The organism is Halosimplex halophilum (genome assembly GCF_004698125.1).
GTDB classification, from domain to species: domain Archaea; phylum Halobacteriota; class Halobacteria; order Halobacteriales; family Haloarculaceae; genus Halosimplex; species Halosimplex halophilum.
In genome coordinates this window covers 424,124-445,243 of sequence record NZ_ML214297.1, presented here as the reverse complement: position 1 = coordinate 445,243, position 21,120 = coordinate 424,124, and the positions used below count along the sequence as shown (strand labels likewise).

At 70.4% G+C, this 21,120-nt stretch carries 22 protein-coding genes and 1 tRNA gene; 10 read left to right on the top strand and 13 right to left on the bottom strand.

Features of this window, described 5'->3' with window-relative positions:
* Nucleotides 1-48 precede the first annotated feature (48 nt).
* Nucleotides 49-1,554: a DUF790 family protein gene (locus E3328_RS02345; RefSeq protein ID WP_135363015.1), complete on the bottom strand. Its 1,506-nt coding sequence runs from the start codon at nucleotides 1,552-1,554 to the stop codon at nucleotides 49-51.
* Nucleotides 1,555-1,686: 132 nt separating this feature from the next.
* Between E3328_RS02345 and E3328_RS02340 the strand changes: the two genes are divergently transcribed.
* A complete protein-coding gene (locus E3328_RS02340) occupies nucleotides 1,687-2,271 on the top strand; it encodes a hypothetical protein (RefSeq protein WP_135363014.1) in 585 nt (194 codons plus the stop codon).
* 75 nt (nucleotides 2,272-2,346) lie between these two features.
* Here E3328_RS02340 and E3328_RS02335 read toward each other — a convergent pair whose 3' ends face one another.
* Both E3328_RS02335 and E3328_RS02330 read right to left on the bottom strand, forming a co-directional pair.
* Nucleotides 2,347-3,048 carry a DUF2270 domain-containing protein gene (locus E3328_RS02335; protein ID WP_135363013.1) on the bottom strand — a complete coding sequence of 234 codons (702 nt, stop codon included), beginning with the start codon at nucleotides 3,046-3,048 and terminating at the stop codon, nucleotides 2,347-2,349.
* 63 nt (nucleotides 3,049-3,111) lie between these two features.
* On the bottom strand, nucleotides 3,112-4,452 hold the full coding sequence (locus tag E3328_RS02330; RefSeq protein WP_135363012.1) for a DEAD/DEAH box helicase family protein: 1,341 nt from the start codon (nucleotides 4,450-4,452) through the stop codon (nucleotides 3,112-3,114).
* Nucleotides 4,453-4,615: 163 nt separating this feature from the next.
* Here E3328_RS02330 and E3328_RS02325 point away from each other — a divergent pair, with 163 nt between their 5' ends.
* Both E3328_RS02325 and dnaK read left to right on the top strand, forming a co-directional pair.
* On the top strand, nucleotides 4,616-5,308 hold the full coding sequence (locus E3328_RS02325) for a nucleotide exchange factor GrpE (RefSeq protein WP_135363011.1): 693 nt from the start codon (nucleotides 4,616-4,618) through the stop codon (nucleotides 5,306-5,308).
* 203 nt (nucleotides 5,309-5,511) lie between these two features.
* On the top strand, nucleotides 5,512-7,455 hold the full coding sequence (gene dnaK / locus E3328_RS02320; RefSeq protein WP_135363010.1) for a molecular chaperone DnaK: 1,944 nt from the start codon (nucleotides 5,512-5,514) through the stop codon (nucleotides 7,453-7,455).
* A 169-nt stretch (nucleotides 7,456-7,624) separates the two neighbouring features.
* Here dnaK and E3328_RS02315 read toward each other — a convergent pair whose 3' ends face one another.
* From E3328_RS02315 to E3328_RS02290, 6 genes are all read right to left on the bottom strand, one after another.
* Entirely contained in the window at nucleotides 7,625-8,230 is a 606-nt protein-coding gene (locus E3328_RS02315; RefSeq protein ID WP_246022863.1) for a J domain-containing protein, read from the bottom strand.
* Between the two features lie 110 nt (nucleotides 8,231-8,340).
* Entirely contained in the window at nucleotides 8,341-9,096 is a 756-nt protein-coding gene (locus E3328_RS02310) for a proteasome assembly chaperone family protein (RefSeq protein ID WP_135363009.1), read from the bottom strand.
* Between the two features lie 5 nt (nucleotides 9,097-9,101).
* Nucleotides 9,102-9,284: an RNA-protein complex protein Nop10 gene (locus tag E3328_RS02305; RefSeq protein WP_135363008.1), complete on the bottom strand. Its 183-nt coding sequence runs from the start codon at nucleotides 9,282-9,284 to the stop codon at nucleotides 9,102-9,104.
* 49 nt (nucleotides 9,285-9,333) lie between these two features.
* The gene (locus E3328_RS02300) at nucleotides 9,334-10,134 is read right to left on the bottom strand and encodes a translation initiation factor IF-2 subunit alpha (protein ID WP_135363007.1); all 801 of its coding nucleotides are present in this window, start codon (nucleotides 10,132-10,134) and stop codon (nucleotides 9,334-9,336) included.
* Nucleotides 10,134-10,307 carry a 30S ribosomal protein S27e gene (locus E3328_RS02295; RefSeq protein ID WP_135363006.1) on the bottom strand — a complete coding sequence of 58 codons (174 nt, stop codon included), beginning with the start codon at nucleotides 10,305-10,307 and terminating at the stop codon, nucleotides 10,134-10,136. The genes E3328_RS02300 and E3328_RS02295 overlap by 1 nt, the downstream gene beginning before the upstream one ends.
* A gap of 2 nt (nucleotides 10,308-10,309) precedes the next feature.
* Complete coding sequence (locus E3328_RS02290; RefSeq protein ID WP_135363005.1) at nucleotides 10,310-10,594, bottom strand: 50S ribosomal protein L44e; 285 nt, start codon at nucleotides 10,592-10,594, stop codon at nucleotides 10,310-10,312.
* 236 nt (nucleotides 10,595-10,830) lie between these two features.
* Between E3328_RS02290 and E3328_RS02285 the strand changes: the two genes are divergently transcribed.
* Nucleotides 10,831-11,088 carry an HAH_0734 family protein gene (locus E3328_RS02285; protein WP_135363004.1) on the top strand — a complete coding sequence of 86 codons (258 nt, stop codon included), beginning with the start codon at nucleotides 10,831-10,833 and terminating at the stop codon, nucleotides 11,086-11,088.
* A 96-nt stretch (nucleotides 11,089-11,184) separates the two neighbouring features.
* On the opposite strand, the gene E3328_RS02280 is transcribed toward E3328_RS02285, so the two are convergent.
* Nucleotides 11,185-12,639 carry an RAD55 family ATPase gene (locus E3328_RS02280; protein ID WP_135363003.1) on the bottom strand — a complete coding sequence of 485 codons (1,455 nt, stop codon included), beginning with the start codon at nucleotides 12,637-12,639 and terminating at the stop codon, nucleotides 11,185-11,187.
* 165 nt (nucleotides 12,640-12,804) lie between these two features.
* On the opposite strand from E3328_RS02280, the gene E3328_RS02275 reads away from it, so the two are divergent.
* From E3328_RS02275 to E3328_RS02250, 6 genes are all read left to right on the top strand, one after another.
* The gene (locus E3328_RS02275; RefSeq protein ID WP_135363002.1) at nucleotides 12,805-13,839 is read left to right on the top strand and encodes a tyrosine--tRNA ligase; all 1,035 of its coding nucleotides are present in this window, start codon (nucleotides 12,805-12,807) and stop codon (nucleotides 13,837-13,839) included.
* Nucleotides 13,840-13,848: 9 nt separating this feature from the next.
* Entirely contained in the window at nucleotides 13,849-14,523 is a 675-nt protein-coding gene (locus E3328_RS02270) for a class I SAM-dependent methyltransferase (RefSeq protein WP_135363001.1), read from the top strand.
* 25 nt (nucleotides 14,524-14,548) lie between these two features.
* A tRNA-Gly gene (locus E3328_RS02265) sits at nucleotides 14,549-14,619 on the top strand.
* Between the two features lie 78 nt (nucleotides 14,620-14,697).
* Nucleotides 14,698-15,795, top strand: a complete 1,098-nt coding sequence (locus E3328_RS02260) for an AI-2E family transporter (RefSeq protein WP_135363000.1) — start codon at nucleotides 14,698-14,700, stop codon at nucleotides 15,793-15,795.
* A gap of 351 nt (nucleotides 15,796-16,146) precedes the next feature.
* Nucleotides 16,147-17,499, top strand: coding sequence for a DUF4397 domain-containing protein (locus E3328_RS02255; protein ID WP_209452123.1), 1,353 nt, complete (start codon nucleotides 16,147-16,149; stop codon nucleotides 17,497-17,499).
* Between the two features lie 197 nt (nucleotides 17,500-17,696).
* Entirely contained in the window at nucleotides 17,697-18,170 is a 474-nt protein-coding gene (locus E3328_RS02250; protein ID WP_246022978.1) for an acyltransferase, read from the top strand.
* A gap of 51 nt (nucleotides 18,171-18,221) precedes the next feature.
* Here the strand turns inward: E3328_RS02250 and E3328_RS02245 are convergent, their stop codons facing one another.
* The 3 genes from E3328_RS02245 to cobT all read right to left on the bottom strand — a co-directional run bounded on the left by E3328_RS02245 (nucleotide 18,222) and on the right by cobT (nucleotide 20,943).
* Nucleotides 18,222-19,010: a mechanosensitive ion channel family protein gene (locus E3328_RS02245; protein WP_135362997.1), complete on the bottom strand. Its 789-nt coding sequence runs from the start codon at nucleotides 19,008-19,010 to the stop codon at nucleotides 18,222-18,224.
* Complete coding sequence (gene dacZ, locus E3328_RS02240; RefSeq protein ID WP_135362996.1) at nucleotides 19,010-19,813, bottom strand: diadenylate cyclase DacZ; 804 nt, start codon at nucleotides 19,811-19,813, stop codon at nucleotides 19,010-19,012. Before dacZ ends, E3328_RS02245 begins: the two co-directional genes overlap by 1 nt.
* A 125-nt stretch (nucleotides 19,814-19,938) precedes the next feature.
* Nucleotides 19,939-20,943, bottom strand: coding sequence for a nicotinate mononucleotide-dependent phosphoribosyltransferase CobT (cobT, locus tag E3328_RS02235; RefSeq protein WP_135362995.1), 1,005 nt, complete (start codon nucleotides 20,941-20,943; stop codon nucleotides 19,939-19,941).
* Nucleotides 20,944-21,120 lie beyond the last annotated feature (177 nt).

Genomic DNA, 21,120 nt, shown 5'->3' with positions numbered 1-21,120 from the left:
CCTCGCCGCGATCGCGGTCGCTGTCCCCGGAACACGGTGGGCCGCCGTTCAGTCGTCGCGCTCGCGGACGGTCCCGCCGCTCAGGCCCGCCCACTCGACGCGGTAGCCCAGCGCCGACAGCGCGGCGCTGGCGTCGTCGACGCCGTACTCGTCGAGGACCGCCTCGGCGTCGCTCAGGGCCATCCCGGCCTCGATCCGCTCGCCGAGGTCGTCCAGCACCGCGGGCCTGACGAGCGTCCGCCCGACGCGCTCGTGGTCGGGGAAGGCCTTGCCCTCGACGGCGTCCTCGCTGACGCCGTGGTCGGCGGCCAGCGATTCGATAGTCACCACGTCCGCCTCGGGCCGAAGCTCGTCGGGCAGTGCGGCCGCGTGCTCGGCGACGAGGTCGTCCTCGTACCGCCGGAGCGCGTCGCGCACGTCCTTGACGCGGACCGTCCCGGAGTAGGGGATCGCGCGGTGGGCGCGGGCCTCGATGTCCTCGCCCGCGCCGAGGCTCTCGTCGACGGCCACCAGCAGTTCGGCGTCGTCGATGGCTTCCAGCTGCGAGAGTTTCTTCTCGACGTACTCGGGCGTCCAGAAGCCCATGATCTCGAAGAAGACGCGGAAGTCGGCGTGGCGGTAGTCGAACGCGAAGTCGGGGATGGCGACGCTGGCGCCGGCTTCGAGCGGTTCGGGCTCGCGGACGAGCTCCCAGTCCAGATCCAGCGACTCGAAGCGGGTCGCGAAGTCGGCCTCGACGCCGCTGTCGTAGCTCACCTCGGTCACGGGCTCGACGCCGGGCACGGACACGTCCGCGTCGGTCAGGGTCATCTCCCGCTCGGTGCCGCGGTCGTCGACGGTCGCCTCCAGGTGCCACTCGTCGGCCTTCGCGACGGTGCGCAACAGGCGGGCGAAGCGGGTGCCGTAGCGGCGGGTCGCCCGGAAGAGGGCGTCCGGGCCGGTGACGACCACCTCGCGGCCGGCGTCGGTCTTCCGGACCTCGTACATCAGCCGCAGGCGCTTGACGGCGGAGACGAGCGCCTTCGGGTCGGACGAGCGCACGCGGACCTCCGTCGCGTCGAACAGCGCCGTCTGGGCCAGCGAGAGGTTGTACTGGGCGACCAGCTCCGCGGGGTCCCAGCGCGGGTCGATCTCGACGAGGACCTGCCGGTCGTCCAGGTCGGCGTACAGCGAGTCGGCCACGTCGTCCGGCTCGGCGTCGAGGCGGTCGGCCGCCCGCCGGAGCGCCCGCTCGCGCTCGTCGGCGGTGACGACCCCCACGGACTCGCCGGCGGCGAAGGCGGCCTCGCGGGCGCGCCGGGGTTCGACGGGCGAGCGGACCTCGAAGCGGGCCTCCCGCTCCAGGAGCTTGGCGAACCCGCGGACGAGCTTGAAGTCGTCGGCCTCGCGTTCGAGGTCGGCGAGCGCGTCGTCGAGCGCCGAGCGGGCGCGGTCGACGTGGCCCTGGTAGACGCCGAGGACGCGGGCCGCGAGGTCCCGGCGGTCGTCGCCGGCGAACTGCGGGTGGAAGCCGCCGCCGGCCCGCGAGACGCGCAGCAGGTCCTTCGTCAGCACACCCCCGACTCGGCCGGCGACCGGCATAAGCGCGGCGGGAGGTCCACGGACCGGCGGGACGGGTCGGCGGCCGCCCCGGCCGCCACCGCCCGGACGGGAAGATTCTTACCGGACCGCACCCGGGGGAGAGGTATGCAACGACGGACGCTCCTGCGCGGGCTGGCCGCCCTCGCGGCGGGAGCGGGCGCGGGCTGTACGGCCAACCGGGAGGTGCCGGCGACGGCCCCCGAACCGCCCGAGGGGATCGCGACGCCCGAGGACGACGGGTTCGGCGACGGGTCGGGCGGCGACGGCGGCGGGGCCGGAGACGACGGGGAGGGGGACCCGACGCCGGACCGCCAGCGGTTCGTCGTCCCGGCGCGGGCCTTCCGGTCCGACGGGGACGGCGACCTGCTGGCCGATCTGACCGTCCGGAACCGCGGCGAGGCGGCCCACGAGGCGGTGATGACCCTCCGCGTCGAGGCCGGCGACAGGACGTTCACGCCGTCACGCCACGTCGCCCTCGAACCCGGCGCCGCCCGGGAGTACACGTTCCACTTCCCGGTCGCCCAGGACCAGTTGACCGGGTTCTCCGTCTCGTTCGAGGCCGGCCCGCCCGAGACGCCGATCCCCGAGGGGACGGTGACGCCGTACCCGGGCGACGCGACGCGGACGGCGACGAACGGCTCCGACACGGGCGACGACCCGTCGGACTCGACGACCGGTTCGGCCGAATAGCGCCGGCCGTCGGCCGCTCGACGGCGGGCGGCCCGGCGCCGGCTCCGGACGGGGCCTCCGCCGTTCGGGCCGGCGTCACTCGTCCCTGCGGAGGTCCCCGCGGTCGACCTCCTCGTCCAGTTCCGAGACGGCCCTCGCTCCCGGCCAGAACGCGACGGCGACCAGACAGAGGTACACGACGCCGACGGCGCCGAGCACGACCCAGCCGGGCGTGTTCGACACGCCGGCGGCCGCCACGACCGACTCGTCGCCGCCGGCGAGCCGGAACAGCCAGACGAACAGCAGGCCGACCAGCAACGGCAGGTACACCCGCCGGAGCCGGTGGGCCAGCGCGAGCCGGAGCGACAGCCTGCTGGTCGGGCTGCGGTAGTCCTCGCTCAGCTGTCGGCGCCAGTCGCGCTGTTCGACGCCGCCGGAGGGGTCGAGCGCGTTGGCGAAGAGGTTCTCCTGCATCGACCGGACGCGGGACCGCCAGACGTCGTACCGCTGGAACCGGCGCGCCTCGATGACGAGAAACACCAGGCCGCTGCCCATCCCGACGAGGATGATCGTGTGCGACACGTCGTCGGCGGAGAACGCGTAGGCGAGGATGCCCGCGATGACCGTGACCGCCCAGTTGGTCGTCGCGTCCAGCCGCTCGCGCCAGGATATCTCGCGGGCGACCTCCCCGCGGTACATGTGGGCGACGACGGACCCGAGTCCGGTGTTCTGCTCGACCATCTCCCGACCGATCTCCCGTTCGTCCGGCGCCTCCGGGTCGAAGTCGTCGGTGCCCATGCGCGGACGTACGGCCGGGAGGAAGGTCCGACGTGGGCTTTGATATGCCGGGTATCGGCCGGCTCACCGCCGCCGCCGTGCGACCCGTTCCTCGGCCGTTTCCTCGGTGACGATCTCGTACAGCAGCGCCCGCTCTCCGTCCGATTTCGGGCGGAGGACCCGGCCGAGCCGCTGGGTGAACTCCCGCTCGCTGCCGCTGCCCGAGAGGACGACCGCGACGTTGGCGTCGGGCACGTCGACCCCCTCGTCGAGGACGTTCGCCGTCACGACCCGGGAGTACTCCCCCGAGCGGAACCGCTCCAGGATCGCGCGGCGCTCGTCCGCGCCCGTCTCGTGGGTGATCGCGGGGATCAGGAACCGCTCGGAGAGGCGATACACGAGGTCGGTGTGGGCGGTGAAGACGATGACCCGGTCCTCGCGGTGGCGGTCGAGCAGCGCTTCGAGGCGTTCGACCTTCGCGTCGGCGTTCATCATCACCTCGCGGGCGCGCTGTTTGGCCAGCAGCGCCTCCCGCGCTCTGGGGTCCGACCCCGAGCGCTTGACGAGTTCCTGATAGTCGCTGCCGCTACGCATCTGGATGCCCGACTGCGCGAGGTAGTCGGTGAACGTCTCCTGGTGGCGCTCGTAGACCTCCCGTTCCTCGGGAGTCAGCTCCACCTCCAGGCGCTTGATGTCGTAGTCGGCGAGGTGGTCGCCGGCGAGTTCGTCGACGGCGACGCGGTGGACGAGCGGGCCGACCAGTTCCGCGACGACCTCGTGGGCGCCGTCCGGGCGTTCGAAGGTGGCTGTGAGGCCCATGCGGGCGGGCGCGGCGAGCAGGCGGGCGATGTCGCGGTAGCCCTCGCCGCCGAGGTGGTGGACCTCGTCGAAGACGACGAGGCCGAAGCGGTCGCCGAGTTCGTCGGCCCGCAGGTACGCCGAGTCGTACGTCGAGACGGTCAGATCGGCGAGTCGCTGCTCGCCGCCGCCCAGTTGCCCCACCTCGCGGTCGAACTCCCGTTCGAGCTCGCGGCGCCACTGTTCGAGCAGGTCGATGGTTGGCACGACGACGAGCGTCGGCGTCTCGACGGATTCCATCGCGGCGATGCCGATGACGGTCTTGCCGCTGCCGGTCGGGAGTTCGAGCACGCCCCGCCGGTCGGCGGCCGTCCAGTCGTCGAGGGCGTCGCGCTGGTAGCCGCGGAGTTCGTAGGTCGAGTCGAGGGACAGCTCCGGGAGGTCGAAGACGCGGTCGTCGTACTCGACGCCGCGGTCGTCCAGCGCGGCGAGCAGGTCGACGTAGCGGCCCGCGGGCGCCCGGCGGGTCTTCGAGCGGTCGTCCCGTTCGACGAACGCCAGGTCGTCGAGCGCGTCGCTGCCGGTGATCCGGACGGTGCCTTCCTCGTAGACGAGCCGGACGGTCACTGCCGAGGGGTATCCGCCCGCGGGAGTTAAGCGGTGCGGGCCGCAGTCGGCCGGGTCGCGGTCGGTCGGCGGATGTCCGGTGGTCGGTCCCGCGACGGCGTGGTCGCCCCCGGTCTCGGTCGGATTCTCAACCCTTTTGTCGCCGCGGCGACTGGCTCCGGGTATGAGCGAGCAGGACGCGTCCGACCCCGCCGGGGCCGCAGCCGAGGAGCCAGACGCAGGCGACGGGGCCGTCGAACCCGACGAGGTCATCGACGCCGACGAGTCGGGCGACGCGGCCGGCTCCGCGACGGCCGCCGACGGCGAGGTCGAGGTCGACGAGGAGCTGGTCGACCGGGTCGCCGAGTCCGACCCCGAGTCGATCGCCCGCGAACTGGCGGCGCTGCGGACGCGCGTCGACGGTCTGGAGGACGAGCTCGAGGCGCGCGAGGCGGAGGTCGACGAGCTGACCGAGAAGCTCAAGCGCAAGCAGGCGGAGTTCCAGAACTACAAGAAGCGCATGGAGAAGCGCCGCGAGGAGGAGAAAGAGCGCGCCACCGAGGACCTGGTGACGCGGCTGCTCGACGTGCGCGACAACCTCCAGCGCGCGCTCGAACAGGACGAGGACGCGGACATCCGCGGCGGCGTCGAGTCGACGCTGCGGTCGTTCGACGACGTGCTCGACGCGGAGAACGTCGAGGTGGTCGAACCGGAACCGGGCGAGGCGGTCGACCCCCACCGCCACGAGGTGCTGGTCCGCGTCGACTCGGACCAGCCCGAGGGGGCCATCGCGGAGGTCCACCGCCCCGGCTACGAGATGGCCGGCAAGGTGATCCGCGAGGCGCAGGTCACCGTCAGTGACGGGTCCGCCGAGTAGCGACCGCCCGCGCGGCGACCTCCCACACCTGTCTCTCCGCTGATTTTTCGGCGGTCTTTGGCTGGTATTGCGGTTGGATTTATAAGCAACGGTCGCAGTCCGGAGCGCGACCACAGATCGTCCGTCTGCGGGCGTCACGATGGGGTCGCCGACGGTCGCGTCTAGCAACTTTTAACCGGCACAATCGGGTATAGACGCGTAAGATGGCTAGTAACAAGATTCTCGGAATCGACCTCGGGACCACGAACAGCGCGTTCGCGGTCATGGAGGGGGGCGACCCCGAGATCATCGTCAACCAGGAGGGCGAGCGGACGACACCCTCGGTCGTCGCGTTCGACGACGGCGAGCGCCTCGTCGGCAAGCCCGCGAAGAACCAGGCGGTCAAGAACCCCGACGAGACGGTCCAGTCCATCAAGCGCCACATGGGCGAGGACGACTACTCCGTGGAGCTGGACGGGGAGGAGTACACGCCCGAGCAGGTCTCGGCGATGATCCTCCAGAAGATCAAACGGGACGCCGAGGAGTACCTCGGCGACGAGGTCGAGAAGGCGGTCATCACGGTCCCCGCCTACTTCAACGACCGCCAGCGCCAGGCCACGAAGGACGCCGGCGAGATCGCCGGCTTCGAGGTCGAGCGCATCGTCAACGAGCCGACCGCGGCCGCGATGGCCTACGGGCTCGACGACGAGTCCGACCAGACCGTCCTCGTCTACGACCTCGGCGGGGGCACCTTCGACGTCTCCATCCTCGATCTCGGCGGCGGCGTCTACGAGGTCGTCGCCACCAACGGTGACAACGACCTCGGCGGCGACGACTGGGACCGCGCGATCATCGACTACCTCGCCGAGCAGTTCGAAGAGGAACACGGCATCGACCTGCGCGACGACCGTCAGGCCCTCCAGCGGCTCACCGAGGCGGCCGAGGAGGCCAAGATCGAGCTCTCCAACCGCAAGGAGACCCGCATCGACCTGCCGTTCATCACCACCACGGACGACGGCCCCCTCGACCTCGAGGAGAAGCTGACGCGGGCGAAGTTCGAGTCGCTGACCGAGGACCTCATCGAGCGGACGGTCGGCCCGACGGAGCAGGCCCTCGAGGACGCCGGCTACGACAAGGGCGACATCGACGAGGTCATCCTCGTCGGCGGCTCCACGCGGATGCCCCAGGTCCAGGAGCAGGTCGAGGAGATGACCGGCCAGGAGCCCAAGAAGAACGTCAACCCCGACGAGGCCGTCGCGCTGGGCGCGGCCATCCAGGGCGGCGTCCTCAGCGGCGACGTGGACGACATCGTCCTGCTCGACGTGACCCCGCTCTCCCTCGGCGTGGAGGTCAAGGGCGGCCTCTTCGAGCGGCTCATCGAGAAGAACACCACGATCCCGACCGAGGAGTCGAAGATCTTCACCACCGCCGCGGACAACCAGACGCAGGTCCAGATCCGCGTCTTCCAGGGCGAACGCGAGATCGCCGAGGAGAACGAACTGCTCGGCGAGTTCGCGCTCACCGGGATCCCGCCGGCACCCGCCGGCACGCCCCAGATCGAGGTGTCGTTCAACATCGACGAGAACGGCATCGTCAACGTCTCCGCCGAGGACAAGGGCTCGGGCAACGAGGAGAACATCACCATCGAGGGCGGCGCCGGCCTCTCCGACGAGCAGATCGAGCAGATGCAACAGGAGGCCGAGGAACACGCCGAGGAAGACGAGCAGCGCCGCGAGCGCATCGAGGCCCGCAACGAGGCCGAGAACACCATCCAGCGCGCCGAGACCCTGCTGGAGGAGAACGAGGACCAGGTCGACGACGAACTCCGCGAGGAGATCGAGGCCGAGATCGACGAGGTGCAGGAAGTCCTCGAAGACGAGGACGCCGACACCGAGGACTACAAGGAGGCCACCGAGAGCCTCGCCGAGGCGCTCCAGGAGATCGGCAAGCAGATGTACCAGGAGCAGGCCGCCGAGGGCGCGGCCGGCGCGGGCGCCGCGGGCGGCGCGGCCGGTGCCGGCGGCATGGGCGGCATGGGCGGCGCCGGTCCGGGCGGCGCTGCCGGCGCCGGCGGCGCGGCCGGCGGCCAGGGCGAGGAGTACGTCGACGCCGACTTCGAGGACGTCGACGACGAAGACGAGGACGAGTCCGGCGAGTCGTCCGCCTGACGAGGCCGGTTCCCGACCCGGGTTCCGGCGCTAGTTTCCCCCTGTTTCTGCGGGTGACTGCGAAGCCGAGAGCCACTGTCGACGGCGAGGCGCGTGTCTATCTCTGGTGACCGTGTCGTGTCTGTCCGGCGGGTCCCGCGTCCGCCGCCGTGGCCGAGAGGCGTCGCAGCTACCCGGCGTGACGTTTCGCCGTCGTGTAGGCCTCGCGGACGCGCTTGAACTCGTCCTCGTCGCCGCCCTGGTCGGGGTGGACCTCCTTGACCTTCCGCCGGTAGGCGGCTTTCACCTCGTCCAGGCTGGCCGAGGCCGACACGCCGAGTTCCTCGAACGCGGCCGTGGCGGGGTCGCGGTGCTCGCCGTCGGTCTCGGCCGGCCCGAAGTCCACGTCGGGCACCTCGAAGGGGAGTCGGTCGCCGAGGTGGACGCCGGGCATCTCGTGCTCGACGAGGACCGGGTGGGTCGGCGAGCGGTCGATGCGGTAGTAGGCGTGGGCGTCGAAGGTGATCGCCACGTCGCGTTCGGGGAGGTAGAAGGCGATGTGCTGACCCTCGACGAAGTGGTCCTCGGCGTAGGACTCGCCGATCGCGTCGAGGTAGTCCCGGAGTTCGGCGCGGCGACGGTGTTCGCCGTCGTCGCGTCGGCGGTGGGCCCGCGGCGAGGGGTAGAGCCGGTCCGCGGCGACGAACAGGACGGCGGCGAGGACGCTACTCGCGACGCCGAGACCGAGGCCGACGACCAGCCAGTGGGGCAACCCGAACACCGCGTCGTGTACCACGCGCGAGCGTTGGCGTCGCTCCACTATCAAAGTCTCGCCGGCGGGTCGGGCGTCGGAGCGGACGGTGGCGGGGCCGGCGGGGAGGGGACCGGGCGGAGGGTCGCGGCCGCTTAGCCGATGTAGCGCAGGTCCTCGTCGGAGGCCGCGGGCGTCCCCTGGTCCATCTCCTGGATCTTGCGGACGACCTCCTCCATCTCGTCGGCCCGCTCCTCCAGGGAGGCGTAGTCGACCGCGAAGTCGACGACCTCCTGGAGCACTTCGAGGACGGCCTGGGCGCTCTTGGGGTCGACGAGGTAACCGCTGGTCTCGCCCATCAGGCAGGCGGCCTCGAAGCCCCTGCGCTCGCCGAGACCCAGCAGCAGGCCGCTGACGCCGACGATGCCGCCGGCGGGCTCGTCCTCGCGGAACTCCACGCCCACGTCCTCCAGGTCGTCGACGACCGCGTCGGCAGTCGCGGCGCCGAGCACGGAGTACTCCTCGATGAGTTCGCCCGTCGGGACGCCGCCCAGCGCGAACACGCGGGAGACGCCGTGGTCGTCGGCCACGTCGAGGAACGTGTCGGTCAGGCCGTAGTGGCCGGTGTTGTCCTGGGCCTGGTGGTCGCCGGTGAGCACGAGCATGTCCTGCCCGTCCTCGGGGCGGACGGCGTGGAACTCCGCGCCGGCCAGTTGCGTGCGGCCCTCGTCGACGCTGACCTGCGGCGGGAAGTGCGTCGAGTGGACCCGCTCGACGAGCTCGCTGTCCAGCTCTTCGAGGAGGTGTTCGGCGGCGAGCTTGCCGACGTGCCCGACGCCCGGCAGCCCCTCGACCAGTACGGGGTCGTCGAGGTCGACCTCGCCCAGCGACTCGCGTTCGAATTCGTCCATGCGCGCTAGTCGCGGCGCCGCCGCTTAAGTGCGCGTCGATACTCGCCGTAGCTGTCCTCCGGCGAGAAGGGCGCGGGCGCGGAGTTGACCGCCTCCGCGCCGCAGTCGGGACACGTCTCCGAGAGCGTGTAGCGCGGCCGCTCGTGTTCCGTCCGCCACGCCGAACAGACCAGGATGTCGGATTTCATGCAGAGGGTGAGCGGGGCGCCGGGCGACCGACGGCCCGCGGGGGGACGGTCACTCCGTCTCTTCTTCGCGCTCGCGGTGGTAGCGACCGGAGCCGCCGTTGTCACCGACGACGGCGACCGCGCGGTCGGCGCTCTCCTCGAGGTGGGACTCGGCGGTCTTGTAGTCGGGCGCCTGCACCTGGATGCGGTACTCCGGCGAGCCGACGTAGGTGACCTCCAGCTGGACCTCCTCGGGGATCTCCCCGTTGCCCTCGGCGGCCTGCAGGGCCTCCTTGATCACGTCGACGCCGTCGCCGCTGGGACACTCCAGCGTGACGTAGCCGGTGACGTTGACGTAGGGCACCGAGACGTTCTCCCGGGCGGTCTCGACGATGGCCTCGACCTCCTCGTCGTCCAGATCCGTGTCTTCGAGGGCCTCCTCGCCGTGGATGGCGGCCTGCTCGAAGCCGTCGTACATCGAGCCGAACTCGGCGAGCAGCTCGTTGGCGATGGCGGCGTAGGTCTCGTCGTCGATGTCCTCGCCGAACGCCAGCAGCATCCAGTTGTCGGCCTTCTGTTCGTTCTTCCACTCCTGGATCTTGTCCTTGCGCTGGTGGTCGTTGACGTCCTTGATCGAGAGATCGATCTGCTGGGACCCCTCGTCGACGTCGAGCACCTTGGCGACGACCGTCTGGCCCTCGGAGACGTGGTCGCGGACGTTCTTGATCCACCCGGAGGCGACCTCGCTGATGTGACAGAGGCCGCGCTTGTCCTCGTACTCCTGGAGGTCGACGAAGACGCCGAAGTCCTCGATCTCGTCGACGCGTCCGACCACCAGTTCGCCGGGGTCGGGCCAGCCGCTGTATTTCATTATCGAGCCTCGACGGTCTCGAGTACCTCGCCCTCGATGGCCGCTTTGCCGCCGGTCGGTCGCGCGAGCGTGTGCCCGCAGACCTCGCAGGCGACCTCGGTCGAGGCCTTGCCGAACACGATCTGTTCGTTCTCACAGTCCGGACACGCGACGCTGAAGAAGTTTCCTGCCATCGTTAGTCCTGGAGGTCGAGTCGACCGGCGCGCCATCCCTCGCGGAGGTGGGCCTTGCCGCAGTCGGAGCAGCGGTACTTGAGGTCGGTCTTCTGGGTCGGCTTCCCGCCGGACGGGACCTTCGAGAACTTGCCCGCGTTCCCGTAGCCCGAGCGCGTCCGCTCGGCCTGGCGCCCGTTGACCTTCGTCATCCCGGAGGTGCGACCGCTTCGAACGCGCTCGACCTCGTGTTCGTTGTGCTCGTCGCAGTGCGGACAGTACGTGTTAAATCGGCGTGGCATCTCCATAGATATCGACCTTGCGGTCGACTTGGACATCCCCGCTTAAAACCCGTTTGGTTCGCGCCGGTCGCGGCGACCGAAACCGCCGACTCGACCCGACTGCCCCGTGGGATCGCGGCGCACACGACCGGTCGTCGAGAGACCGCGTCGCGGTCGGTCGAGGCCGGTGGATCGACCGCGCTCGGGCCGCACGGGCGGCGGGCTTCGAAGTCACTAAGTACGCCTCCGTCGAACCGCCGGGCATGAAGAAGCTCATCGTCCACGGGGACCCCGGATTCCGGAAGGACGCCGTCATTTCCGTCGACGGCGAGGAGCTCGTCGTCTTCGGCGTCGCGCGCCAGGGCGAGTGGCACGGGCCCGACGAGCCCCAGCTGTGGTGCACCGTCGGCACCGAAGACGAGCGCGAGACCTACGAGCGCCGCGACTACATCCCCAACTTCCTCGACACCGAGGCCGTCGACGCCGAGGCCGTCGAACTCGTCGAGAAGGCGAGCGCCTGAGCCGCCCCTTCTCTCATACGGATTGTTGCAAGACATTCCGGGATCGACCGCACGACTGCGTGCTGTCGACCCGGTAAACGCTCCCAATAATCCGTATTACACCAGGTCGACGTACGGCGGGCTCTCGTGGTAGGCCACCACCTTGCTCGTCCCGGGCGAACCCGTCGGCGACTTGCGTAGCGTGAGCCACTCGATGCCGTCGTCGCCCCGTTCGATCCGGATCGTCTGGTTGCTCGTGTCGACGAGGAACTCGACGAGCGCGGTGTCCTGGACGGCCGGGTTGATCGTGTAGACGACGACGTCGTCCTCGTCGGTGTAGCGGGCCGCGGCGCGGTAGCGGACCTCCCGGACGCGCTCGCGCGAGACCCGCTCCAGCAGCGGTTCGGTGTCGACGAGCGCGAACAGCGGCCGGTCGCCGCTGCGCTCGTAGGAGAGTTCCATCAGCCGGTCCCAGTCGCGGTCCTCGTCGTCGTCGTAGGCGAGGACGTTCCGGTGGTCGTGGCCGTTGCTCTCGACGAGTTCGAGGACGAACAGCCGGTCGTCGTCGAGCAGGTCCGCGACGCTCCAGTCGGTATCGGTCCAGTAGCGGTCCAGCTGCGTCAGCGAGACCTCGGCGGGGAGCGCGACCGCCACGGCCATCCCCTCCTCGAGCGCCTCGGCGAGCATCCGCGTGTTGATCGTGTAATAGCCCGTCGTCCCGTCGTGGGAGAGGACGGTGAACCCGCCCCGGACGAGGCCGCCGCCGAGCAACTCGTCGAGCGCGTCGACGCCGGTCGGGAGGTGGTCGTGGGTCAGCAGCGCGCTCGGCGGCGTGCGCTGGGTCGGCTGGACGGACACGCCGGAGCCGTCGAAGACGAGCTTGTGCCGGCGGTCGTCGTGGTCACGACCCCGGAGCTTCTCGACCCGCAGGAAGCGGTGGCGCTGGTTCGCCCGCTCGGCCCACGAGAGTTCGACCACGCCGTGGGCCGCGTACCGTAACAGCTCGCTGGCGACGCTGTCGCCGATGTCGCTGTCCTCGGCGGTCAGCAGCGACGTGGCGTCGAAGGTGTCCGAGAACAGGCGGATCAGGTCGTACGTCGAGCGCCAGAAGGAGACCTCGTCGGCCGCGATCGGCCGCAGCCCCGAGAGGCTGTCCAGCAGGATCCGGTCGCGGGGACCGTACTCCGAGAGGTAGTGGACGACGTTCTCCCGGGTGAACGGGAGGTCGAACCACTCGGTGACGGCGCGGTCGCCGCCCTCCAGCGTGCGGACGACGAGGTCGTCGTCCCGCTCCATCGTGTCGCCCGGCTCGCAGTGGACGGTGATCACGGTCAGCCCCTCGGCGTCGAGGTCGAACGGGTACGGCTCGAACGTGTCCTCGAGCTCGCCGATCGTCTGTTCGGTGCTGACGAACAGGCACTGGTCGCCCCCGTCGAGGCCCGCCTGGAGGAACTGCATGCCCAGGGTCGTCTTGCCGGTCCCCGGTGGCCCCGAGACGAGCAGGCTCCGCTTGTCCGGCACGCCGCCGCCGAGCAGTTCGTCCAGCCGTTCGCACCCGGTCGAGAGGCCCATCGTCCGACTGTCGTGTTCTTTCGGTAAATCAATTTGGCAGGATAGTCGAGCACGCGGGCGGCCGGGGGCGGCGGCCGGAACTCCGGGGCAAAAACGTATCGGGGCGGTGATAGCCCGTCACACCCGAAAGAAACGCTTTACTGTCGGCCGGGGCGACCACCCGGTATGGACACGGCCGAGCGACTGGAACTCGCGACCCGCAACACGGCGGAGGTCGTCGAGGAATCGGAGCTGGAGGAGCTGTTCGAGGACGGCGACCCGTCGGTGTACATCGGCTACGCCCCCACCGGCGAGATGCACATCGGCCACTTCACCACGATGCGCAAGCTCGCCGACTTCCTCGGGGCCGGCATGGACGTGACCGTCCTGATCGCCGACCTCCACGCCCACCTCGACGACAACAAGAGCCCGTTCGACCTGCTTGACGCCCGCTCGGCCTACTACGAGGCGACCATCGAGGCGATGATCGACGCCGCCGGCGCCGACGCCGACCGGATCTCCTTCGTCCGCGGCAGCGACTTCGAGCTCGACGAGGAGTACACGCTCGAACTGCTCCGGATGGCCGCCGAGACGACCATCTCCCGCGCCCAGCGCGCCGGCAGCGAGGTCGTCCGCGAGTCCGACTCGCCCAAGCTGGGCGGCCTGCTGTACCCGCTCATGCAGACGCTGGACGTGGACGCGCTGGACGCCGACGTGGCCTACGGCGGCATCGACCAGCGGGGCATCTACATGCTCTCGCGGGAGGTCCTCCCCGACCACGGCGGCGAGGCGCCGGTCTGCGTCTTCGCGCCGCTACTGTCGGGGCTCACGGGCGAGAAGATGTCCTCCTCGCTCGAGGCGTCGAAGGTCAACCTCACCGACTCACCCGAGGCGGTCCGCGAGAAGATCGGGGACGCCTACTGCCCGGCCGGCGAGCGCGAGGACAACGGCGTCCTGGAGTACCTCGAGTACCTCGTCTTCCCCGTCCTCGACGAGCGCGGCGAGGCCCTCGTCGTCGAGCGCCCCGAGGAGTACGGCGGCGACCTGACCTACGACGCCTACGGGCCGCTGGAGGAGGACTTCCTCTCGGGCGAACTCCACCCGGCCGACCTCAAGCCCGCCGCCGGCGAGGCCATCTCGGAGGTCATCGCGCCCGTCCGTCAGCGGCTGAACGACCGGCCCGAGCTGCTCCGCGAGGCCTACCCCGAGAAGTACGACTGACCGGAGCCGATGCCCGAGGAACCGTCGTCGCCGTCTGTCGACCCGTCGGCTGACTCGGTCCGGGCGACCTACGACCGCATCGCCGACCACTTCTCGCAGACCCGCGAGTACCCCTGGCCGGAGATCGAGACGTTCCTCGACGGTCGGTCCGGCCGCGTCGGGCTGGACGTGGGATGTGGCAACGGGCGCCACACGGAGTTGCTGGCGGAGCGCTGCGAGCGGGCCGTGGGCGTCGACCTGAGCCGCGGGATGCTGGCGACCGCCGGCGAGCGAGCGCGCGAGCGCGGGTTCGAGTGCGGGCTCGCGCAGGCCGACGCGGGGGCGTTGCCCCTCCGGAGCGACCGCGTGGACCTGGGGGTGTTCGTGGCGACGCTGCCGCACCTGCCGTCGCGGGAGCGGCGGGTGGCGAGCCTGGACGAACTGGCCCGCGTCCTGAGCGGGGACGGGCGGGCGCTCGTCAGCGCCTGGTCGACCGAACACGACCGCTTCGACGCGGAGGAGGGGTTCGACACGACCGTCGAGTGGACCCTGCCCGGCGGCGAGGCGGTCGACCGGTTCTACCACGTCTACGACCCCGAGGAGTTCCGCGCGGACGTGGGCGCGAGCGGGCTGGCACTGGTCGAGTTCGAGGTGTCCAGCGGGAACTGCTACGGCGTGGTCCGGGCCGAAGGGAAACGGTCTTAATTCGCGGTCGGGAACGTGGGTATGTGCGCCGGTGGTCTAGTGGTAGGACCTGAGCCTTCCAAGCTCATGGCCCGGGTTCAAATCCCGGCCGGCGCAGTCACGTGGCCGCCAGACCGCAAGTAGTTGGGACGCGACCGGTAAGATAATTATCACGCGAACACGAGCGGTTCTGGTATGGACGAGAGGCGGGTCGTGGTGGCGCTGTTCGGAGCGGCGGTGGTCGCGGTCATCGGATATCTCGTGTACCAGTTCATCGAGGCGTTCACCGTCTCGGTGTTCCTCTACTACTCCACCCGGCGGTTCCACAAGGGGCTCCGCCGGGCGCGGCTGACGGCGCGGGCCCGTGCGGCCCTCACCCTGGCGTCGCTGGTCGTCCCCCTCTTCCTCCTCATCAGCTATACGTTCGTGATCCTCGTCGTCGAGGCGCGGCAGTTCCTCAACGACTACGCGGTCGTGGACATCCTCTCGGAGAACCTCGGCTGGTTCGGCGGCGTCGAGACCATCCCCGAGTTCACCGCCCAGGGCGTCTACCGGGCCTACCAGAACGGACAGCTGGACGTGTTCATCGAGTTCCTCCGCGCGAACGCGCCGTTTCTGACGGGGCTCATCTCCGATTTCTTCCTCAACCTCTTCATCGTCGTCGTCGTCACCTACTACCTCCTCGTCGACGGGGCGCGCATCCGCCGGTGGCTGCTGCGGTTCGACGACGACGCAATCGTCCGCGAGTACCTCGAAGCGGTCGACAGGGAACTGGAGGCGGTCCTGTTCGGGAACCTCCTGAACGTCATCGTCACGTCGTTCATCGCGATCGCGGTGTTCCAGGGGTACAACGCCGCCGCGCCGGTGACGGTACGGGTTCCCTACCCCACGCTCGCCGGCGCGCTCACCGGCGTCGCGAGCCTGATCCCCGTCGTCGGCATGAAGATCGTCTACGTCCCGCTCACCGGCGTGACCGCCGTCCCGGTCGCGCTCGCGTCCGACTCCTCGCTGGTGGTGTACATCGTCGGGCTGCTCCTGCTGGCGGTCGTCGTCGTCGACACGATCCCGGACCTGGTCCTCCGCCCGATACTCAGCGGCGAGACGACGCACGTCGGGCTGTTGATGCTCGCCTACACGCTGGGTCCGGTCGTGCTCGGGTTCTACGGGTTCTTCTTCGCGCCCATCCTCCTCGTCGTCGGGCTGACGTTCGCCAACACGGCGCTGCCACGCCTGCTCGGCGCCGACGAGGACGGCGGCCTCCACCGGGACCAGCTCCGGATCGACGACTTCTGACCGGAACTGGATCGGGGCCGTTCGTAGCCGTCCGACGGACAGACGGCCCGGTCGTCCCGAGCCGACTCGGACGGGGCGCCGGAGAGTGCTGCGAGTAAGGGCGCGTTATCCGGCCGGTAGGTGAGTCCAACGGCGGGAGCCGGGCCGGAACCGCGGACGGGCGGGAAGCCGGGCGTGCGATACTCTGAAAGACGTGGCTATCGGCGGCGACGCAGCGATTGGCCGGGCTTACGGCTCGGGGGCGGCTCGTGGGCGGAGGATAACAAAGTGTATCTCGGCCTTGCCCTCAGTCGCATGACTTACGATAGGTACACGAAAGCGATAGTCGGAGTCGTCGCTCTGACACTCGTCGTGAGCGCGCTCGCGGCGGGCGGAGCGGCGTCCTCGTTCGCGGCGCAGGAGGACGAGGAGACCACCACACAGACGCAGGACACGTCGTACCTGCGGGTCGGACATTTCTCCCCGGACGCGCCGGCGGTGGACGTGACGATCGACAACGAGACCGTCGTCGAGGGGGCCGAGTTCGGTGACGTGACGGGGTACCTGGCCCTGGAGAGCGGCACCTACAACGCGACCATCGCGGTCGCGGACCAGCCGGACAACGTCCTCTTCGAGGGCAACCTGACGCTCGAACCGCGGACGGTCGGGACGCTCGCCGCCAGCGGCGAGTTCTCGACCGGGTCCGAGACCGACTTCCAGCCGGTCCTCTTCGAGGACGACGCCTGGGAACCGGACAACGACACCGCCGCCGTCAGCCTCGTCCACCTCTCGCCCGACGCGCCCGCGGTCGACGTGGTCGTGACCGAGGGGCCGACCGAGGAGACCGAGACCGAGACCGAGGAGACCGAGACGGAGACGGAGACGGAAACCGAGACCGAAACCGGTACCGAGACGCCGACCGAAGACGGAACGGAAACGCCGACGGAGGACGGGACGGCTACCGAAACCCCGACCGACGACGGGACGGAGACGCCGACCGACGGCACGGCCACCGAGACGGGCACCGCCCAGGGGTCGCCGACCGCGACGCCCACCGAGGCAGGTGCGACCGCGACGGAGGCCGGAGCGACCGAGACGCCCACCGACACCGTCGGCGTCGACAACCTGATGCCGGCCCAGCAGGAGGAGAACGAGACCTACCTCGCGCAGAACCTCACGTTCCAGAACGCGACGGACTACACGAACGTCCCGGCCGGTAACTACACGGTCGAGGTTCGCTCGAACGAGACCGGCGACGTGCTCGCCACCGTCGAGCTCTCGGTCGAGGGCGGCACCGCCTACTCCGTGTTCGCGGCCGGCTACGCGAACCCCGACGAGTCGCCCGCCGGCGCCTCGTTCACCGCCATCCCGGTCGAAGACGCGACGATGACCGTCTCGCTCCCGGAGATGGCCACCGACGACGGGACCGCGACCGACATGCCCGGCACCGAGACCGCGACCGAGACGGACGGTATCGGCACGGAGACCGCGACCGACACCGACGAGACCGAGACGCCGACCGACGGCACGGAAACGCCGACCGACGACGGCACGGAAACGCCGACGGAGGACGGGACGGCTACCGAAACCCCGACCGACGGGACGGCGACTGAGACGCCGACCGACGACGGAACCGAGACGCCGACCGACACCGCAGGCACCGAGACGCCGACCGACACCGGCGCAGGCACCGCCACTGCCACGGCGACCGAAGCGGACGCCTGACTCGCGCGACGCACTCTTTTTTCGCGGCAGTGCCGACGGATGTGACGAGATTCAAGACGCCGGCGTCCGAACGGTCGGTCGTGAGCGACGAGACGCGAGCGGACGCTGGCGACGCGGGGCCGGACAGCGGCGACGGCGCCCCCGGCGGCCGCGCGTCGCGGACGGCGGCCGACGCCCCGAACCCGCGGTACGACCGGGTGAGCCGCCACCCGACCGCCGGGCCGTACAACTCCATCTTCCACTGGACCGACGCCCGCCACCCGCTGCGGGTGATGGTCAACTACGTCGTCATTCTGGCCTGTCGGGTCTGCCCGAGCATGCGCCTGAAGAACTGGCTGTTGCGCCGCATCGGCGTCACGGTCGGGACCGGCGTCGCGTGGGGGCTGGAGTCGACGCCCGACGTGTTCTGGCCGGACCTCATCACCGTCGAGGACCACGCCATCGTCGGGTACGACGCGACGGTCCTCTGCCACGAGTTCCTCCAGGACGAGTACCGGACCGGGGAGGTGGTGATCGGCGAGCGCGCGATGGTCGGCGCCGGCGCGGTCGTGCTCCCGGGCGTCGAGATCGGCGCGGGCGCGCAGGTCGCGGCCAACTCGCTGGTCGCCGAGGACGTGCCGCCGGGCGCGACCGTCGCCGGCGTCCCGGCGACCGTGCAGGACGAGGAGTGAGGCGCCGGGGACGGGCCGCGGGCCGCCCGCCGCAGTGTCAGGTCCCCTCGCTCACTCGCGGACGCGCACGATGCCGCTGGAGAAGACCTTCTGGTTGGGGACGATGTACTCCTCGCCGTCGCTCTCGATACGGGTGGTGAACATGTCGACCTCCTGGACGATCCCCTCGCTGTCGTCGATGCGGACGCGGTCGCCGATGCTGTACGGTTCGCGCAGCAGGAGGTACGTGCCCGCGGCGCCCGACCGGAGCAGGTCCCAGAAGGCGACGAGGGCGACGACGACGATGGCGAACGCGTAGACGCCCAGCAGGACGACCAGCGCGGTCGTCTCGACGCCGAGCTGGCCCAGCGCGATGAGGATCGCGACGTAGAAGATACTGTACTTGACGAGCTCCGGGATGACGTTGACCTCGGGGAGCTTGACGCTCCGGAGGCGCTCGCTGACGTGGAGCTTGGCCTTGTCGCCGACGATGAGGCCGATGATCAGCGCGAACGCGGCAACGAACAGGCTCGGGAGGAACCCGACCAGCCGCGTCCAGAACAGGTCGGGGTTGCCCAGCTGGGCGATGTTGACGGCGAGGACGATCGCGAGGACGTAGACGAAGATCGCCGCGATGGTCGAGACGATGCCGACCGTCGACGTGCCGAAGCTCCTGGCGGTGCGCTCGAAGGGCGTCCCCTCGACCGTCTCGGAGACGCCGGCGCCCCGCAGGAACCGCCGGGTCCACCGCCAGACGAGGTAGCTGCCGACGACGCCCAGGAACAGCACCGCGATCGATGCGGCGAAGGCGCCCCGCTCGGAGAATACCGACCGGATGACCTCGGGCCACTCGATCTGCATCAGTAGGCCTCCGGATCCAGCTCCAGGATGAGTTCGCCCGCCTTGAACGCCCGGACCAGCCCGTCGCTCTCCGAGAGGACGATCGCGATGGCGTTGGTGTCCCGCGTGATCGCGCCGGCGGCCATGTGCCGGGCGCCCAGTCCCTTCGGGATGTCGACGCCCTCGGCGGAGGGTTCGAGGTAGCGGTACGCCGAGACGATCTTCCCGGAGTCGGAGATGACGAACGCGCCGTCGAGCCGCGAGAACTCCTTGAGCATCACGTTCACGATGGGGTCGCCGACGTGGACGTGGGACTTCTCGAAGGGGTTGTACGAGAGGGGTCGGGACTTGTTCATCACCTTCCCGGCGTCGCCGACGACGAACAGCGCGCCGACGGGCTTGCCCTTCTGGCCCTTCTTGCCGAGTTCGACCGCCACCTCCAGCACGTCCCGGACGACCGACGGCTCGGCCCGGGAGTTGGCGAACAGGTCGTAGACGCCGGACTTGTCGAACTCGTCGGCGCGGACCCGCGCGACGGTGTCGGCGTCCTCGCCGAACACCTTCGCGAGACAGACCAGGTCGGCGTCCTCGTCGACGTGACCCTGGTCGACGGCCCCCTCGACGCCGAAGCGGATCCGGTCGCGCAGGTCCTCGAACTCCAGCGGCAACTCCACGAACGCGTCGGCGTCCAGGTCGTTGTTCGGTCCGATGACGACCACGTCGCCGTCCGCCAGCGCCTCGTAGTGGGACTTCCCCGGCGAGAACAGACAGACCGCGTCCGCGTCGGCCACCAGCTCCTGTAGAAACTCGTCCAGCCCGGTCATTGTCGTATCAACTCATCCGACAGGAAAAAGCGTTTCGGCACGTCTGACTCGCGTCGCGCGCTCGTCTTGCGTGACGGCCGAACTGCGGCTCCGTCGGCCGCCGCGTATCCCTCGAAACGACGGCACTATGATAGGTCCGGGAGCGCCCGGTAGCGCGCCAGCACCCGCTCGCGAACGTCGGTCATCGGGACGCCGGTCGCGCGGGCGAGCGCGAGGGCGCCCCCCATCGCGACGCCCTCCTTGGCCTCGCCGGCGACGTAGCCGTCGAACGCCGGGTGGTCGCCCTCGTCGAACCCGGGGTCGGTGACCGTCACCGACAGGTCGAGCGCCTCGGCCAGTCCGTCGAGGTCGACCGACGGGTCCTCGGCCACGAACGCCGTCGTCGCCAGTTCGAGGGGCTGGTCGACCCCCGCGTGGCGCAACAGCGCCGCCACGGTCGCGAGCTGCGTCCCGCCGGCCAGCGTCACGGCGGTATCGGTCTCCAGACAGCCCAGCGCGGTCCCCGCGGCCACGGCGAGGACGGGGTCGCCCATCCGGCGGATCGCCGCCTTCGGATCCCCCGCCGCATCGCCCTCGTCGAGGCCGCTCGCGGTCAACCCCTCCGCGACGACCTCGCGCTTGCGCTCGACCGGGTTCTCCGGGAGCGACGAGGAGACGCCCGCCCCCTCGCCGTCGCGCTCGCCCAGCGCCGCCTGGACGCCCAGCGCCGTCGTCGTCCCGCCGGGGATCGACTCCCCCAGGTAGACGGCGTCGTCGGGCAGCGCCCGGCCGAACTGCCGCGCTGCCTCGAAGGCGCCGTGGGCCGTCGCCACCGGGTCCTCGTCGCGAACGTCCCCGCCGGGCCGCGCGCCCACGGTCACCGTCGGCGCGCCGGTCGGCTCCGCCAGCCCGGCGTCGACGACGGTCACGTCGAACCCCACCAGATCGCGCACGGCCCGGGTCACCAGCGCCGGCGTCGGCGTCCCCGTCGGGCTCACGGGCACGACCGGCGCCCGGATCGGCTCGCCGTAACAGACGATCTCCGCGTCTGCGCTCGGCGTGTGCACCATCACGTCCGGGTCGGCGCCCGCGGCGCTGATCCCGTCGATCGCCGCGGTCCGCGTCGTCCCGACGGCCAGCACTACGCGCACGGTCCGGGCCTCCTCTCGGAACGCGCCCCCCACGGCTTACTGCGTTCGGTCATACCGACGGGTTCGACGGCGACGGGTTAACTCCGTCGTCACCGCTCTCCGGGGGAGGGCCAGGCTCGCGGAACCCGCCCCGGAACGATGCCGGTCCAGCGAACTCCGCCCCGGAACGATGCCGGT

Bases quoted from the DNA above. Each gene is read 5' to 3' on its own strand.
- E3328_RS02340 (WP_135363014.1), top strand. From the start codon at position 1,687: ATGCAACGACGGACGCTCCTGCGCGGGCTGGCCGCCCTCGCGGCGGGA.
- E3328_RS02335 (WP_135363013.1), bottom strand. From the start codon at position 3,048: ATGGGCACCGACGACTTCGACCCGGAGGCGCCGGACGAACGGGAGATC.
- E3328_RS02325 (WP_135363011.1), top strand. From the start codon at position 4,616: ATGAGCGAGCAGGACGCGTCCGACCCCGCCGGGGCCGCAGCCGAGGAG.
- dnaK (WP_135363010.1), top strand. From the start codon at position 5,512: ATGGCTAGTAACAAGATTCTCGGAATCGACCTCGGGACCACGAACAGC.
- E3328_RS02310 (WP_135363009.1), bottom strand. From the start codon at position 9,096: ATGGACGAATTCGAACGCGAGTCGCTGGGCGAGGTCGACCTCGACGAC.
- E3328_RS02305 (WP_135363008.1), bottom strand. From the start codon at position 9,284: ATGAAATCCGACATCCTGGTCTGTTCGGCGTGGCGGACGGAACACGAG.
- E3328_RS02300 (WP_135363007.1), bottom strand. From the start codon at position 10,134: ATGAAATACAGCGGCTGGCCCGACCCCGGCGAACTGGTGGTCGGACGC.
- E3328_RS02295 (WP_135363006.1), bottom strand. From the start codon at position 10,307: ATGGCAGGAAACTTCTTCAGCGTCGCGTGTCCGGACTGTGAGAACGAA.
- E3328_RS02290 (WP_135363005.1), bottom strand. From the start codon at position 10,594: ATGGAGATGCCACGCCGATTTAACACGTACTGTCCGCACTGCGACGAG.
- E3328_RS02285 (WP_135363004.1), top strand. From the start codon at position 10,831: ATGAAGAAGCTCATCGTCCACGGGGACCCCGGATTCCGGAAGGACGCC.
- E3328_RS02280 (WP_135363003.1), bottom strand. From the start codon at position 12,639: ATGGGCCTCTCGACCGGGTGCGAACGGCTGGACGAACTGCTCGGCGGC.
- E3328_RS02275 (WP_135363002.1), top strand. From the start codon at position 12,805: ATGGACACGGCCGAGCGACTGGAACTCGCGACCCGCAACACGGCGGAG.
- E3328_RS02270 (WP_135363001.1), top strand. From the start codon at position 13,849: ATGCCCGAGGAACCGTCGTCGCCGTCTGTCGACCCGTCGGCTGACTCG.
- E3328_RS02260 (WP_135363000.1), top strand. From the start codon at position 14,698: ATGGACGAGAGGCGGGTCGTGGTGGCGCTGTTCGGAGCGGCGGTGGTC.
- E3328_RS02245 (WP_135362997.1), bottom strand. From the start codon at position 19,010: ATGCAGATCGAGTGGCCCGAGGTCATCCGGTCGGTATTCTCCGAGCGG.
- dacZ (WP_135362996.1), bottom strand. From the start codon at position 19,813: ATGACCGGGCTGGACGAGTTTCTACAGGAGCTGGTGGCCGACGCGGAC.